The organism is Ramlibacter henchirensis, from assembly GCF_004682015.1.
GTDB classification, from domain to species: Bacteria; Pseudomonadota; Gammaproteobacteria; order Burkholderiales; family Burkholderiaceae_C; genus Ramlibacter; species Ramlibacter henchirensis.
The window spans coordinates 102,304-116,545 of sequence record NZ_SMLM01000003.1 but is presented as its reverse complement, the minus strand read 5'-3'; the positions used below and the strand labels follow the sequence as shown (position 1 = coordinate 116,545).

Annotated in this window: 14 protein-coding genes and 2 tRNA genes; 1 reads left to right on the top strand and 15 read right to left on the bottom strand. The window is 68.2% G+C overall.

The window, feature by feature from the left end; genetic code table 11:
- Position 1 precedes the first annotated feature (1 nt).
- The 5 genes from EZ313_RS18630 to surE all read right to left on the bottom strand — a co-directional run bounded on the left by EZ313_RS18630 (position 2) and on the right by surE (position 4,418).
- Entirely contained in the window at positions 2-787 is a 786-nt protein-coding gene (locus tag EZ313_RS18630; protein ID WP_135264817.1) for a 3'-5' exonuclease, read from the bottom strand.
- 94 nt (positions 788-881) lie between these two features.
- On the bottom strand, positions 882-1,886 hold the full coding sequence (gene rpoS, locus EZ313_RS18625; protein ID WP_135264816.1) for an RNA polymerase sigma factor RpoS: 1,005 nt from the start codon (positions 1,884-1,886) through the stop codon (positions 882-884).
- Between the two features lie 2 nt (positions 1,887-1,888).
- Positions 1,889-2,860, bottom strand: coding sequence for a peptidoglycan DD-metalloendopeptidase family protein (locus EZ313_RS18620; RefSeq protein WP_135264815.1), 972 nt, complete (start codon positions 2,858-2,860; stop codon positions 1,889-1,891).
- Positions 2,861-2,883: 23 nt separating this feature from the next.
- Complete coding sequence (locus tag EZ313_RS18615) at positions 2,884-3,657, bottom strand: protein-L-isoaspartate(D-aspartate) O-methyltransferase (protein ID WP_135264814.1); 774 nt, start codon at positions 3,655-3,657, stop codon at positions 2,884-2,886.
- The gene (gene surE / locus EZ313_RS18610) at positions 3,654-4,418 is read right to left on the bottom strand and encodes a 5'/3'-nucleotidase SurE (protein ID WP_135264813.1); all 765 of its coding nucleotides are present in this window, start codon (positions 4,416-4,418) and stop codon (positions 3,654-3,656) included. Before surE ends, EZ313_RS18615 begins: the two co-directional genes overlap by 4 nt.
- A gap of 102 nt (positions 4,419-4,520) precedes the next feature.
- Here surE and EZ313_RS18605 point away from each other — a divergent pair, with 102 nt between their 5' ends.
- Entirely contained in the window at positions 4,521-5,498 is a 978-nt protein-coding gene (locus EZ313_RS18605; protein ID WP_135264812.1) for an NADPH:quinone oxidoreductase family protein, read from the top strand.
- Positions 5,499-5,533: 35 nt separating this feature from the next.
- Here the strand turns inward: EZ313_RS18605 and EZ313_RS18600 are convergent, their stop codons facing one another.
- The 10 genes from EZ313_RS18600 to uvrC form a co-directional block, all read right to left on the bottom strand.
- A complete protein-coding gene (locus EZ313_RS18600) occupies positions 5,534-6,139 on the bottom strand; it encodes a hypothetical protein (RefSeq protein WP_135264811.1) in 606 nt (201 codons plus the stop codon).
- 111 nt (positions 6,140-6,250) lie between these two features.
- Positions 6,251-6,326 (bottom strand) — tRNA-His (locus EZ313_RS18595).
- A 45-nt stretch (positions 6,327-6,371) separates the two neighbouring features.
- Positions 6,372-8,300: a SurA N-terminal domain-containing protein gene (locus EZ313_RS18590; RefSeq protein ID WP_135264810.1), complete on the bottom strand. Its 1,929-nt coding sequence runs from the start codon at positions 8,298-8,300 to the stop codon at positions 6,372-6,374.
- A gap of 78 nt (positions 8,301-8,378) precedes the next feature.
- Positions 8,379-8,454 (bottom strand) — tRNA-Val (locus tag EZ313_RS18585).
- Positions 8,455-8,471: 17 nt separating this feature from the next.
- The gene (locus EZ313_RS18580) at positions 8,472-8,744 is read right to left on the bottom strand and encodes an HU family DNA-binding protein (protein ID WP_013901776.1); all 273 of its coding nucleotides are present in this window, start codon (positions 8,742-8,744) and stop codon (positions 8,472-8,474) included.
- A 291-nt stretch (positions 8,745-9,035) separates the two neighbouring features.
- Entirely contained in the window at positions 9,036-10,121 is a 1,086-nt protein-coding gene (locus tag EZ313_RS18575; protein ID WP_135264809.1) for a tartrate dehydrogenase, read from the bottom strand.
- A gap of 35 nt (positions 10,122-10,156) precedes the next feature.
- A complete protein-coding gene (locus tag EZ313_RS18570; RefSeq protein WP_135264808.1) occupies positions 10,157-11,083 on the bottom strand; it encodes a DMT family transporter in 927 nt (308 codons plus the stop codon).
- A 10-nt stretch (positions 11,084-11,093) separates the two neighbouring features.
- The gene (gene pgsA, locus EZ313_RS18565; protein WP_135264807.1) at positions 11,094-11,663 is read right to left on the bottom strand and encodes a CDP-diacylglycerol--glycerol-3-phosphate 3-phosphatidyltransferase; all 570 of its coding nucleotides are present in this window, start codon (positions 11,661-11,663) and stop codon (positions 11,094-11,096) included.
- 36 nt (positions 11,664-11,699) lie between these two features.
- Complete coding sequence (locus tag EZ313_RS18560) at positions 11,700-12,197, bottom strand: hypothetical protein (RefSeq protein WP_135264806.1); 498 nt, start codon at positions 12,195-12,197, stop codon at positions 11,700-11,702.
- Positions 12,184-14,238, bottom strand: a complete 2,055-nt coding sequence (uvrC, locus tag EZ313_RS18555; RefSeq protein WP_135264805.1) for an excinuclease ABC subunit UvrC — start codon at positions 14,236-14,238, stop codon at positions 12,184-12,186. The genes EZ313_RS18560 and uvrC overlap by 14 nt, the downstream gene beginning before the upstream one ends.
- Positions 14,239-14,242 lie beyond the last annotated feature (4 nt).

Sequence of the window (14,242 nt, the reverse complement as noted above, 5' to 3'; positions counted from 1 at the left end):
GTCAGCGCCAGGCGTCCAGGTACTCGCGCCAGTGCGGCTCCGCGCCGGCCAGTTCGGCCAGCGTGTTCTTCACCAGCACGATCTCCTGCTCGTATTCGGCCTCTGTCAGGCCGCCGCGCATCTTCTGGAAGCGGCAGTACACCAGGTAGGTGTTCATGACGTCGGTCTCGCAGTAGCGGCGGATGTCCTCCAGCTTGCCGTCCTTGTACGCCTGGAACACCTGCGAGCCGTCCATCCCGAGCTTGCCGGGGAAGCCGCACAACTTGGCCATGGCGTCCAGCGGCGCATTGGCCTTGGGCTGGTACATGGCCAGCAGGTCCATCAGGTCCAGGTGCCGCATGTGGTAGCGGCTGATGTAGTTGTTCCACTTGAACTCGCGGTCGTCGTCGCCGAGGTCCCAGTACTTGTCGGCGACCACGCCGTGGCGCAGGCCGCGGTAATGCAGCACCGGCAGGTCGAAGCCGCCGCCGTTCCAGCTGACCAGCTGCGGCACGTGCTTGTCGATGCTGTTGAAGAAGTTCTGGACCACGCGCCCTTCGCTCGCGCCGTCGCGGTCGACGAACGAGTGCACGCGCAGGCCCTCGCCGCTGCGGAACACGCAGCTGATGACCAGCACGCGCTGCAGGTGCAGCGGCATGAAGTCGCTCTGCCCCTTCTCCTTGCGCTCCTGGCACCAGGCCTCGTAGACCTGCAGGTCGCTGCTTTCCGCGGGCGCGTCGCGCAGCAGGCGCAGGCCCGACACGTCGGGGATGGATTCGATGTCGAAGACTAAAACCGGCCAACTCATGCAGGTCACTGTACCAGTGCCCTTCATGAGCTGGCCTGCTGCCGCTTCAGGAACCCCCACCCTGCCCTCCCCCGGAGGGGGACGGTTCTGGCAATCAGAACAGCGCTTCGCGGTTGATGCCGCTGCGGGTCATCTGGCGCTTGAGCTTCAGGAGCGCTTCGTTCTGGATCTGGCGCACCCGTTCGCGCGTGAGGCCCAGGCGTTCGCTGAGCACTTCCAGCGTTTCCGGCTCGCGGTCCTTCAGGCCGAAGCGGCCTTCCAGCACTTCCTTCTCGCGCTGCGAGAGCGTGTCGATCCAGGTGGCGAGCAGGCGTTCGACCTCGTGGTTCTGCGCCACGCCGGTGGGATCGGCCGCCATGTCGTCGGCCAGCGAATCGCCCAGCGTGTGCTCGTCCTCCGAGCGGTCCAGGGCCGCATCGAGCGAGCGTGGCGCCTCGGCCATCGCCAGCAGGTCGGCCACTTCCTGCACGTTGCGCCCCAGCAGCGCGGCCACGTCCTCCACCCGCACGCCGTCCCCGCCGATGCCGACCCGAGACGCCTGGAAGGCCGGATCGTTCTCCAGCGTGCGGCGCGCGCGCAGCACCTGCTGCAACTCGCGCACGACGTGCACGGGAAGGCGGATCACCCGGCCCTGGTTCATGACCGCGCGCTCGACCGCCTGCCGGATCCACCAGGTGGCATAGGTGGAGAAGCGGAAGCCCCGCTCCGGCTCGAACTTGTCGATGGCGTGCATCAGGCCGAGGTTGCCTTCCTCGATCAGGTCCGACAGCGGAACGCCGCGTCCGAGATAGCCCTTGGCGATGCTGACCACGAGCCGCAGGTTGTGCTCGATCATCGACTGGCGCGCCTGGAAGTCGCCGGCGCGCGCGCGGCTGGCGGCGTTGAATTCCTCCTCGGCGGTGAACAGCTCGGTGCGGCGCACGTCGCGCAGGTAGAGCGTGAGCGTGTCGCTGGATTCGCCGGCCACGTCGGCCTGCAGTTCGCGCCCGTTGGGCACCTGGATCTCGGGCTCCTGCGGCACATCCGCAGCATCGGGCGGCACGCCCTGTCCCATCGCGCCCGGATCAGGTGTGGTGACCTTTCCGTTGCGCTTGCCCATGGCTACCTCGGCGGCAGGTGCCGGGCCGGATCGACGGGCTTGCCCTGGCGGCGGATTTCGAAATGCAGCTTCACCCTGTCAGTGTCGCTGGAACCCATCTCCGCGATCTTCTGTCCCTTGCGAACTGTCTGGTCTTCCTTGACCAGCAGCGCCTGGTTGTGCGCGTAGGCCGTGAGGTAGGTGTTGTTGTGCTTGAGGATGATGAGGTTGCCGTAGCCGCGCAGGCCGGCGCCGGCATAGACCACGCGGCCATCGGCGGCGGCGAGCACCGGATCGCCGGCCTTGCCGCCGATGTCCAGCCCCTTGTTGCGCACTTCGTCGAAGGTGCCCACCAGCGCCGTGTTGCCGGGCGCGGGCCAGGCCCAGGCGATCTCCTCCTCGGCGGGCACCGCCGGTTGCGCAGCCGCAGGACCCGGCGCGGCCGCGGTCACGGTGCCGCGCGGGGCGCTCGCGGTCGCGGTGGGGGACGAAGCCGCTGCGACAGGTGCCGAAGCCGCCGCCACGGGCAATGAAGACGCTGTGACGGGAGCCGAAGACGCCGCGACCGGCGACGAAGCCGCGCTCGCGGGCTGGGCCGTGACGGGCGCGGCGGGCACGGGGGTCGAAGCGACCGGCCGCACGACCGCGGGCTCGGGCGGCGGCGCGACGCGCAGCACCTGCCCCACTTCGATCATGTTCGGGTTGTCCATGCCGTTCCAGCGCGCGATGTCGCGCCAGTTCTGGCCGCTGTCCAGGCCGATGCGGATCAGCGTATCGCCCGGCCGCACCGTGTAGTAGCCGGGCTTGCCGGCGTTGTCGGCGCCCGGCAGCACCCGGTTGGGATCGGCGGGGGACACCACGGCGGGAACGGGCCATCCGCGCAGGCCGCTGCTGCGGTCTTCCACCGGCGCGGGCGAGCGGGCACGCGAGGCGCAGCCGGCCAGCACCAGCGCGGCCAGCAACAGCACCACACCCTTGCCTGCATGACAGGCCATGCCCTTCATCGTTTTGTATTCCTTCACGCGATCCCGGATTTTAGGGGGACGAAGTGAACCGTCTCAAGAAAACTGCGGCGCACCTCGCGCGCGGTTTTCTCCAGCACGACGAGCGATTGGCGGCCGTCGGGCATCACCGTGGGCGCGACGATGCGCCCACCCGACGCGAGCTGATCGATCCACGCCTGCGGCACGGCCTCGCCTCCAGCCGCCGCGATGATGCCCGCGTAGGGCGCGCCCTTGGCGAAGCCCTCCATGCCGTCGCCGAACAGCAGGTGCACGTTGGGCAGGCGGAAGGCGCGCAGGTTGTCGCGCGCCTTGTCGTGCAGTCCGCGCAGGCGCTCGATGCTGTACACCTCGGTCGCGACTTGCGAGAGCACCGCCGCCTGGTAGCCGCAGCCGGTGCCGATCTCCAGGATGCGTCCCAGCCGGGCGCCCGCGGGCGTCGCGGCAAGCAGGAGCTCGACCATGCGTGCGACCACGCTGGGCTTGGAAATGGTTTGCCCGAGGCCGATCGGGAGGCTGGTGTCTTCGTAGGCCTGGTTGACCAGCGCGCTGTCGACGAAGCGATGCCGCTCGATGCGGCCCATCGCGGCGAGCACTCGCGGGTCGGCCAGGCCCTGCGCCGCCAGGCGCGTGACCATGCGCGTGCGCACCGCTTCGGAATCGAGGCCGACGCCCTGCGGCCTGGGCGGCAGCGCCGCGGGCGCGCCGGTTCGGGCCGCGGCAGCGCGCTGCGTCGGGGGCTTCGGTTGCGAGGGACCCAGCTGCGCGGGAAATCCGGGGCGGCGCGTCATCGCTTGCCCGCGTTGCGGACCACGCGCGCCGACCAGTCCGGCAGCGAGGCGTGGTCGGTGAGGTCCACCTGCAGCGGCGTGACGGAGATGCGGCCCTGCGCCGTGGCATGGAAGTCGGTGCCGTCGGCGCCATCCTTGGGCAGGCCGGCGCCGCCGATCCAGTACATGGTCTGCCCATGCGGGCTGGGCTGCGGGATCACCTTCTCGGCCGCGTGGCGCCGGCCGAGGCGGCAGACCTCGAAGGGCCCGAGTTCGCTCTCGGCGCGATTGGGGATGTTCACGTTGAGCAGGAAGGGCCGCTCGGCGTCCAGGCCCTGCTGCAGCACACGCTGCACCAGCTCGCGCGCCTTGCGTGCCGCCGAATCGAGATGGCCCCAACCCTTCTCGACCTGCGAGAACGCGATGGCGGGGATTCCGAACAGGTAGCCCTCCATCGCCGCGCCGACGGTGCCCGAATAGATGGTGTCGTCGCCCATGTTGGCGCCGTTGTTGATGCCGCTGACCACGAGATCGGGCCGCCAGTCGAGCAGCCCGGTCAGCGCGATGTGCACGCAGTCGGCCGGCGTGCCGTTCACGTAGCGGAAGCCGTTGGGGGCCTCGTGCACGTAAAGCGGCGAATGCAGCGTGAGCGCGTTGGACTTCGCGCTGTTGTTGTGTTCCGGGGCGACCACCTCGACATCGGCGAGGTCGCGGATCGCTTCGTGCAGCGCCACCAGGCCGGGCGCCTGGTAGCCGTCGTCGTTGGACAGGAGGATCTTCATGCGGACAGCCTGCAGGCATTGTAGGGCTGAGGTCGCTGCTGCGACGGCCGCGCCGGGGGGTGTTGCCTATGATGGACCGCTTTGCGCAACAAGGAGACCGTGATGCACGCCTGGCTCTGCGAGAACCCCGTCGGTGTCGACGCGCTGCAGTGGAAGGAACTGCCGACGCCGCAGCCCAAGCGGGGCGAGGTGCTGGTGCGCATCGAGGCGGCAAGCCTGAACTTCCCCGACCTGCTGATCGTGCAGAACAAGTACCAGATCAAGCCGCCCCTGCCCTTCGTGCCGGGCTCCGAATACGCGGGCGTGGTCGAGGCCGCAGGCGAAGGCGTCACGCAGCTGAAAGTCGGGCAGCGCATCGCCTGCCTGCCGGGCACCGGCGGCTTCGCCACGCATGCGTTGGCGCCGGCGGCGATCTGCCTTCCGCTGCCGGCCAGCTTTCCGGCGGTGGACGCCGCCGCGTTCATCATGATCTACGCGACCTCGCATCACGCGCTGGTCGACCGCGCGCGGCTCAAGGCCGGCGAGACGGTGCTGGTCCTCGGCGCCGCGGGCGGCGTGGGCACGTCCGCGATCCAGATCGCCAAGGCCATGGGCGCGCGCGTGATCGCGGCCGCGTCCACCGACGAGAAGTGCGCCCTGTGCAAGTCGATCGGCGCCGATGCGACCATCAACTACAGCCAGGGCAACCTGCGCGACGCCATCAAGGAAGCCACCGGCGGCAAGGGCCCCGACGTCATCTACGACCCCGTGGGCGGCGACTACGCCGAGCCCGCTTTCCGCTCCATCGCCTGGCGCGGCCGCTACCTCGTGGTGGGCTTCGCGTCCGGCCCGATCCCCTCGCTGCCGCTCAACCTGGCCCTCCTCAAGGGCGCTTCCATCGTCGGCGTGTTCTGGGGCGACTACGCCAAGCGCGAGCCCAAGGCCAACGCCGACACGATGGGCGAACTGGCGCAGTGGTACGCGCAGGGCAAGGTCAAGCCGGTGATCGACCGCACCATGCCGATGGCGCAGCTGAAGGAAGCCTATGCGTACATGGGCTCGCGCGGGGTGAAGGGGAAACTGGTGATGGTGAACGGCTGAAGCCGCCCCGGATCAAACGCGGAGAGTCCATGCGATCACGGGCCGGTGAACGTGAATCCCGCGCCCACCACGAACGACGACCCGAACGTCAGCACCTGCAGATCGTCCGGATAAGCCACAAACTGGATGCCATCCCAGTAATGTGGCGGTCGCGAGTTCACCAGGACAGCGCGGATGGAGTCTTGCGGCAACTGCGACAGGATCGCACTCGCCAGCGAGCGCGGGAACCGGCCGAGCAGTCCGTGAGGCGAGCGCTCTCCAGCAACTAGATTCAGGCCGTTATTGAGAAACCGCGAGGCCGGCAACCAGTCGCCCACGATCTGGGAACAAGCCATTGCAACAATGCCCAAGAGACTCGCGGCCGATAAGGCGTTGTCGGTGAAGTAGATGTCACACTGGTCTTCTTTCCACGGCAGGAGTACGGGGTGCTCGTCCGCGAATCCAAACGGCTCGACCCAACCGCCTGAGAGCCGCTCCTCAAATGGCTGCTCAATACGTACCGCCCAGTTTTCCTTCGGCGCGTCTTCGCAAGGCTCCAGCAGAAGCGCGAGCACTATCGCGTCGTTCTCCCAACGGCACTGCTGCAGTGCTAGAGCGCCCGATCTGCTCAGCTCGACGAACCTTACACGTGAATCAGCCATGCGGGACCCTCGGCGGTGAATTTGCGAGGATGCTGGCATCTATCCAGGCCCTTGCGCCCTCACGGAGGTCTCGCAAAAGAAAAAGCCCCGCGAAGCGGGGCTCTCGAAAATTGGGGTGGCTGATGGGACTCGAACCCACGACAACCAGAATCACAATCTGGGACTCTACCAACTGAGCTACAGCCACCGTCGAAGGCCGGGATTATAGCTCGCGGCCGCGCTCCGGATGGCTTCAGCGCTGGGCCGTGGCGCCCGCCTCGGGGGCCGGCTTGGGCACCAGGATCTGGGCCTTGAAGCGCCCACGCAGCACCTCGTAGTAGGCCAGCGCCTCGGCGGACGTCCACAGCTGCGTGTACTGCGCCACCTCCTGCTGGGCGACCGGCGCCGGCGGCGCTTCGCGCGGCAGGGCCTTGTTCACCTTCACCACGGCATAGCCTTGCGGTCCCAAGTCGACGCCGGCGAACTGCGGCAGCGCCGCGGGGTCGGCGCGCAGCGCGGCCTCGACCACTTCGGCCGGCAGCTTCGAGGGCTCGGAGCGGGAGACCACGGCGGTTTCGGCGAGGCTGGCCGAGGCGGGGTTCGCCTTCCAGGCCTGAAGCTTCTCCATGCCTTCCTTCTTCGCCATCTCGGCGGCGCGCGTGGCGACCAGGCGCTTGCGCACGTCGTCCTGCACCTCCGCCAGCGGGCGCGTGCGCGCCGGGCTGTACTGCACGATGCGCGCGGACGCGAGCTGTCCCGGGCCGATCTCCACCGCTTCGGTGTTGCGCTTCTTCTCCACGCTCTCGGGCGAGAAGATGGCGGCGATGAACTTGGGATTCGCAACCGGACCCGTGGAGCCGGGAGCCGGCGTGCGCGTCACGTTGTTGGCGGTCCGGATCTCCACCTTGAATCGGTCCGCCACGGACTTGAAGCCGTCCGACGCCTCGTAGACCGCATTGCTGAACGCATCGGCCGACTCGGCGAACTTGCGCTGGGCCTGCTCCTTGCGCAGCTGCGCCTCAAGCTCCGGCCGCACCTGCTCGAAGCTGCGCTGCTGCGGCGCGCGCACGTCCGTCACCATCACCACGTGCCAGCCGAATTCGGTTTCGGCCAGGCCCACTTCGCCCTTCTTCAGGTTGAAGACGACGTCTTCCAGAGCCTTGCTCGCGTAGCCGCCGCGCGCCGACCAGTCCAGGTCGCCGCCGTTGGCCGCCGACACCGGGTCGGCCGAGTTCTTCTTCGCCAGCTCGCCGAACGTCTGCGGCGCCTTGCGCGCGGCGTCCAGCAGCTCCTGCGCCTTGGCCTTGGCCTGCTCGCGTTGCGCCGCCGGCGCGTTCTTGGGCACTTCCAGCAGGATGTGGCTGGAGCGGCGCTCTTCCTGGCCGGCCAGGCGGGCCAGGTTCTGTTCGTAGTAGGTCTTGAGGTCCTGCTCGTTGACCACGATGCCCTTCTGCACGGTGGCCGTGTCGAGCACCACGTACTCGATCGACGCCTGCTCCGGCGCCTGGAACAGCTGCGGGTTCTCCTTGTAGAAGGCCTCGATCTCCGCCGGCGTGGGATTCACCTTCGACTGGTAGGCGGCCGCGTCGAAGCGGCTCACCTGCACTTCGCGGCGCTCGAAGAACGCGCCCAGAGACACCGATGCCTGCGCCGGCGTGGCCAGGCCCGTGGCGGCCACGCCGCCCAGCACCTGGCGCTGCGCGATGTCGCTGCGCACCTGCTCCTCGAACATCTGCGGCGTGAGGCCCTGGCGGCCGAGCAGCTGCTTGTACGCGTCCATGTTCAGGCGGCCGTCGGGGCCGCGCAGCGACGCGATCACTTCGTTCGATTCCAGCTCGCGCGCCAGCCTCTGGTCGCTGGCGGTGAGGCGGCCCTTCGCGGCGGCGGCGATCAACACGCGATCGCGCACCATCTCCTGCAGCGTCGCGTAGCGCGCCTGCGGCGAATCGAGCAGCTTGGCATCGATGTTGGGCGCCTGCTCGCGCAGCCGGTCGATGCGGTTCCTGTGCTGGTTGTCCCAGTCGGACTGCGAGATCGACTGGCCGTCGACCTTGGCCACGGTGGCGCCGCGCTCCTGGAAGCGGTTGTAGCCCTCCAGGCCGAACAGCACGAACGACGGCACGATCAGCAGGAACAGCAGCACCTGCATGACGCGGTTGTGCTTGCGGACGAAATCAAACATGCGCGACTCTCGACTCTCAATACCGAACTCGGGGCCCGGAAAAACAAAAGGCGAACATTCCGTTCGCCTTCGCGGGGTTGGTGGGTGCTGACGGGATCGAACCGCCGACCTACGCCTTGTAAGGGCGCCGCTCTACCAGCTGAGCTAAGCACCCCACCGGGCGATCTGTCGTCAGTTCAGCGCATCCTTGAGCGCCTTGCCGGGACGGAACTTGGGCACCTTGGCGGCCTTGATTTTAATCTGCGCGCCGGTGCGCGGATTGCGGCCGCTGCGGGCGGCGCGCTTGCCGACCGCGAAGGTGCCGAATCCCACCAGCGACACGGAGCCGCCCTTCTTCAGCGTCGTCTTGACGGCGCCGATCATCGATTCCAGCGCCCGCGTAGCTGCCGCCTTCGAGATGTCGGCATGCTTCGCGATGTGCTCGATCAGTTCTGTTTTGTTCACGGGAGCCCCTCGTTCAGAGAAATAGTTGGACAGGACGTCTCTTAAAAATTTTTGTCTCCCGGCCCCCTGCAGCACGCCATCGCGGTGCCGTTTTGCCAAGGGGAAGGGAGACTTTCAGCGCGGCCGTAGGCCACTGCGCCCGATTAAAGCCACGGTGTCTGGCCCTGTCAATAAGGCTCGCACCTTTACAACAGCCGAGCGCCCATTTCGGGCGCAAAGCCTTGCGTGGCGCGGGTTCCGGCGCCGCGGCCCCACGCACTTTGTCACGCGATGCAGGTTCCGGCTCGAGCCTCAGATCGCCGATGCGATGGCCTTGCCCAGGTCCGTCGTCGTCGCCTTGCCGCCGATGTCCGCGGTGCGCGGCGCACCGGATCTGGGATCGAGCGCCTGCTCGATCGCACGCAGCACCGCGTCGTGCGCGTCCTTGTGGCCGAGGAAGTCCAGCATCATCGCGCCGCACCAGATCTGCCCGATCGGGTTCGCGATGTTGCGGCCCGCGATGTCGGGCGCCGACCCGTGCACCGGTTCGAACAGCGAAGGGAACCTGCGATCCGGATTCAGGTTGGCGCTCGGCGCGATCCCGATCGTGCCCGTGCATGCAGGTCCGAGGTCGCTGAGGATGTCACCGAAAAGGTTGCTCGCCACCACCACGTCGAAGAAGTCGGGGCGCTGCACGAAGTGCGCGGTGAGGATGTCGATGTGGAACTTGTCGGTCTTGATGTCGGGATAGGACCTGGCCATCTCGGCCACGCGCTCGTCCCAGTACGGCATCGTGATCGCGATGCCGTTGGACTTGGTGGCGCTGGTGAGGTGCTTCTTCGGCCGCGAGCGCGCCAGCTCGAAGGCGAACTTCAGCACGCGGTCCACGCCCACGCGCGACATCACGGTTTCCTGCATGACGATCTCGCGCTCGGTGCCGGGGTACATGCGGCCGCCGATGCTGGAGTACTCGCCCTCGGTGTTCTCGCGCACGATGTACATGTCGATCTCGCCGGGCTCGCGCCTGCTGCCGTCGCGGCGCACCACGGGCGCGATGATGCCGGGCATCAGGCGCGCGGGGCGCAGGTTCACGTACTGGTCGAACTCGCGCCGGAACAGCAGCAGCGATCCCCACAGCGACACGTGGTCCGCGATCTTCTCGGGCCAGCCCACCGCGCCGAAGAAGATGGCGTCGTGCCCGCCGATGCGGTCCTTCCAGTCGTCCGGCAGCATCTTGCCGTGCTTCTCGTAGTAGTCCCAGCTCGAGAAGTCGAAGTGGTCGAACTGCAGGTCTATGCCGAACCTGCGCGCGGCCGCGTCCATGACCCGCACGCCTTCCGGCATCACTTCCTTGCCGATGCCGTCGCCGGCGATTACGGCGATCCTCTTCTTGCCCATGCTTGCTCCTTCAGTGCTGTGCCGCGCGCGCGGCGCTAGGCCCGATTCTGCTGCGGTCGGACCGGCGCGGGCGCGCGCACCACGAGGCTGACGCCGACGGCGGTGAGCGCGACGCCCGCCACGATGGCCGCGGTGATCGGCTCGCCGAACAGCGCCCAGGCCATCAGCGCGGTGGCCGGCGGCACCAGGTACATCAGGCTCGTCACGGTCGTGGCAGCGCCGCGCTGGATCAGCAGGTAGAGCAGCGAGCTGCCGCCCAGCGTGAGGCCGAGCACGGACCAGGCCATGGCGCCGACGAGTTGCGCGTTGAGTGAACCGGACGCGTCGAACCAGCGCATCGTTTCCGCTTCCAGCAGTGCCAGCGGCAGCGTGACCACGAAGGCCGCGGCCAGCTGCACCAGGTTGGCCGTGCGCACATCGCAGGGCTGCACGAAGCGCTTCTGGTAGAGCGTGCCCGCCGTGATCGAGAACAGCGCGATCAGGGCGAACGTGAGGTTGCGCGCATGCACCTCACCCATCCCCAGCTTCTGCCAGACCACCAGCACCAGTCCGGCCAGGCCGAGCGCCAGCCCCATCCACTGGCGGCGCCCCACTTCACCGCCGCGGCCCGACACCCAGAAAGCCGTCAGCACCGGCTGCAGGCTGACGAGCAGCGCCGACAATCCCGCGCCCATGCCGTCCTTGACCGCGGCCCATACCCCGCCGAGATAACCCGCGTGCATGAGGATGCCGGTCACGGCGAGGTGCCCGATCTGCTTGCGGTTGGCCGGCCAGGCGGCTCGCGCCAGTGACGCCCACACGAGGAAGCACGCCACCGAGAGCGCATAGCGCACCGCGAGGAATTTCATCGGCGGCGCATGCGGCATGCCGTAGCGCGCCACGATGAAGCCGGTGCTCCAGATCAGGACGAAGACGGCGGGCATCGCCCGCACCAGCAGGTCCTGCCGGCCTTGGTCGGTCATGGCGCGCAACTCACTTCACCCGCTGGCGGATTTCCGGCAGCGCCTTGCGCAGGTAGTACACCATCGACCAGACCGTGAGGATCGCGGCGGCCCAGATCAACCAGCGGCCCCACACGCCGGTGTCGACCAGACCGAACAGGGACCCGTCGTACAGCAGGAAGGGAATGGCGATCATCTGCACGGTCGTCTTCACCTTGCCGAGCATGTGCACGGCGACGCTGCGCGCCGCGCCGATCTGCGCCATCCACTCGCGCAGCGCGGAAATGGCGATCTCGCGGCCGATGATGATCAACGCGACGAACACGTCGGCTCGCCCGAGGTGCACCAGCACCAGCAGCGACGCGCAGACCAGGAACTTGTCCGCCACGGGGTCGAGGAAGGCGCCGAAGGCCGACATCTGCTTGAGCCGCCGCGCGAGGAACCCGTCCAGCCAGTCCGTGAGCGCGAAGGCGATGAACATCACCGTGGCGACCAGGTTCTGCACCGCTTCGGGCGGCGTGCGCAGGTAGAACACCCCGACGATCAAGGGGATCGCGACGATGCGCGTCCAGGTCAGGATCGTGGGGACCGTGAAAAACATGGGCGCGATTCTGTCATGGCGCGCCCCCTTGCCCGCTCAGGGCACGGCTTCCACCAGCGAGCGCAGCTGGAACTTGAGGTCTTCGTTGTAGAGGAAAGTCTCGTTGAACTGCCACGGGCGCGGCAGGTGTGCCACCGGCTCGAAAGGCGCCGCGCGCTGGATGGCGCGGATCGCCATCTGCAGCGTCTCGGGCGATTGGCGCGGCGTGCGCAGCACGCTGATGTCGCGCACCGAGCCGTCGCGGTTCAGGTGCACCTGCAGCACCGGGATTGACTGCAGCGGGTCGGGCAAGGGCCCGGAGAAGGTCTCGGCCGGATTGGCCAGCTGGATTCGACGGGCGGCGCGGATCTTGTACTCGGTCCAGTCGCGTGCGCGCACGGAGGGGTTCGGCGGCGGCGGGATCGTGGCGCCGGCGACCCTCGCGGACTGCGTCCCCGCACCGGCGACGGTGGCCGGCGTCGAGGACGGACCGGGCGATTCGCAGGCGGCCAGCAACGCGGCGCAGGCGCACGTCAGGGTCTTAATGCAGCGCACGATAGATTTCCTCCGCCAGTTCTCGCCCGATGCCTTCCACCGCGGCGATGTCATCCACGCCTGCCGAGGCCACGCCGCGGATGCCTCCGAAGCGTTGCAGCAGCCGTGCTCGCTTTTTCGCACCGATGCCGGGGATCTCTTCCAGCTTGCTGCCGCCGACGCGCACCTTGGCCCGGCGCGCGCGCATGCCGGTGATGGCGAAGCGGTGGGCCTCGTCGCGAATCTGCGCGACCAGCATCAGCGCCGCGGAATCCTTGCCCAAATAGACCTTCTCGCGGCCGTCGGCGAAGACCAGTTCCTCCAGGCCCACGCGGCGGCCCTCGCCTTTCTCCACGCCGACGATGACGGAAAGGTCCAGGCCCAACTCGGCGAACACCTCGCGCGCCATGCTCACCTGGCCGCGCCCGCCATCGACCAGCACCAGGTCCGGCAATCGAGGCGCGCCGCCGCGGGCGGATGGCTTCTTGCGCGGTGCCTCGTCGCCTTCAGCGCACGGCGCAGCCTCGGCCTCCACCCCAGGCCCTTCCTCCGTGATCGGCGGTGACGCTTCCGGCGAATCGCGGCCCGCGTCGGCCAGCCGCGCATAGCGCCGCGTGAGCACCTGCCGCATCGCAGCGTAGTCATCGCCCGGCGTGATGCCCTCGATGTTGTAGCGCCTGTATTCGCTGTTCTGCATCTTGTGGTGGTGGAACACCACGCACGACGCCTGGGTCGCCTCGCCCGCCGTGTGCGAGATGTCGAAGCATTCGACGCGGAATGCATCGAGATCGTCGGGCTCGAGATGCAACGCTTCCACCAGCGAGCGCGTGCGCGCCTGCTGCGAACCTTCCTCCGCCAGAAGCCGGGCGAGCTGCAGGCCCGCGTTCTTCTCCGCCATTTCCAGCCACAGCCGGCGCTGCTCGCGCGGCTGGTGGACCGCGGTGATCTTCACGCCGGTCTGCTCGGACAACGCCGCGACCAGTTCACGGCTGACCGCGACGCTGGTGATCAGCGTCGGCGGCGTGGGCACGCCGATGTAGTGCTGCGCGATGAAGGCCTCCAGCACCTGCACCTCCACCGGCTGCGCCGGCGCGGCGTCCTGCGCATCGTCGAAGTCCTGCACCGCGGCCGCGTCCTCGACGTGCGAAGGAAAGTACGGCCGATCGCCCAGGTGGCGGCCACCGCGAACCATCGCGAGGTTCACGCAGGCTTTTCCGCCCTGCACCTTCACGGCCAGGATGTCCGCGTCCTTGTCGGAGCCGGTGTCCACCGACTGCTGGTGCAGCACCTTGGACAGAGCGGACATCTGGTTGCGCAGTTCGGCGGCCTGCTCGAACTCCAGCCTCTGCGCGTGCTGCACCATGCGCGATTCGAGTTGCGCCAGCACCGCCTGCGTTTCGCCGCGCAGGAACGCTTCGGCATTGCGCACGTCCTCGCGGTAGTCCTGCGGCGTCACCAGGTTCACGCACGGGCCGGAGCAACGCTTGATCTGGTACAGCAGGCAGGGCCGCGTGCGGTTGGCGAACACCGTGTCCTCGCAGGTGCGCAGGCGGAACACCTTCTGCAGCAGCTGGATCGATTCCTTCACCGCCCAGGCGCTGGGGTAAGGCCCGAAGTAGCGGTGCTTGCGGTCGACCGAGCCGCGGTAGTACGCGACCCGCGGGAAGTCGGCCGCGGAGTGCGAGCCCTGCGCGGCCGCCGCGTCGTCGAAGCCCACCTTGTCGGGCGCGCCGTGGATCTTCAGGTAGGGATAGCTCTTGTCGTCCCGGAACAGGATGTTGTACTTCGGGTCGAGCGCCTTGATGAGGTTGTTCTCGAGCAGCAGCGCCTCGGCCTCGGAGCGCACGACCGTGGTCTCCATCCGCGCGATGCGCGAGATCATGTGGCCGATGCGCGTGCCGCCGTGGTTCTTCTGGAAGTAGCTGGAGACGCGCTTCTTCAGGTTGCGCGCCTTGCCCACGTACAGCACGCCGCCATCGGCATCGAAGTAGCGGTAGACACCGGGCAGCTGCGGCAGCGCGGCCACCTCGGCGAGCAGGTGTTCGGAATGCACGGCGGACATCGAT

What these genes read in the sequence shown, in the direction of transcription:
- EZ313_RS18600 (WP_135264811.1), bottom strand. Translation starts at nt 6,139, where the DNA reads ATGGCTGATTCACGTGTAAGGTTCGTCGAGCTGAGCAGATCGGGCGCT.
- EZ313_RS18615 (WP_135264814.1), bottom strand. Translation starts at nt 3,657, where the DNA reads ATGACGCGCCGCCCCGGATTTCCCGCGCAGCTGGGTCCCTCGCAACCG.
- EZ313_RS18570 (WP_135264808.1), bottom strand. Translation starts at nt 11,083, where the DNA reads ATGACCGACCAAGGCCGGCAGGACCTGCTGGTGCGGGCGATGCCCGCC.
- EZ313_RS18620 (WP_135264815.1), bottom strand. Translation starts at nt 2,860, where the DNA reads ATGGCCTGTCATGCAGGCAAGGGTGTGGTGCTGTTGCTGGCCGCGCTG.
- EZ313_RS18590 (WP_135264810.1), bottom strand. Translation starts at nt 8,300, where the DNA reads ATGTTTGATTTCGTCCGCAAGCACAACCGCGTCATGCAGGTGCTGCTG.
- uvrC (WP_135264805.1), bottom strand. Translation starts at nt 14,238, where the DNA reads ATGTCCGCCGTGCATTCCGAACACCTGCTCGCCGAGGTGGCCGCGCTG.
- EZ313_RS18605 (WP_135264812.1), top strand. Translation starts at nt 4,521, where the DNA reads ATGCACGCCTGGCTCTGCGAGAACCCCGTCGGTGTCGACGCGCTGCAG.
- surE (WP_135264813.1), bottom strand. Translation starts at nt 4,418, where the DNA reads ATGAAGATCCTCCTGTCCAACGACGACGGCTACCAGGCGCCCGGCCTG.
- EZ313_RS18630 (WP_135264817.1), bottom strand. Translation starts at nt 787, where the DNA reads ATGAGTTGGCCGGTTTTAGTCTTCGACATCGAATCCATCCCCGACGTG.
- EZ313_RS18575 (WP_135264809.1), bottom strand. Translation starts at nt 10,121, where the DNA reads ATGGGCAAGAAGAGGATCGCCGTAATCGCCGGCGACGGCATCGGCAAG.
- rpoS (WP_135264816.1), bottom strand. Translation starts at nt 1,886, where the DNA reads ATGGGCAAGCGCAACGGAAAGGTCACCACACCTGATCCGGGCGCGATG.
- pgsA (WP_135264807.1), bottom strand. Translation starts at nt 11,663, where the DNA reads ATGTTTTTCACGGTCCCCACGATCCTGACCTGGACGCGCATCGTCGCG.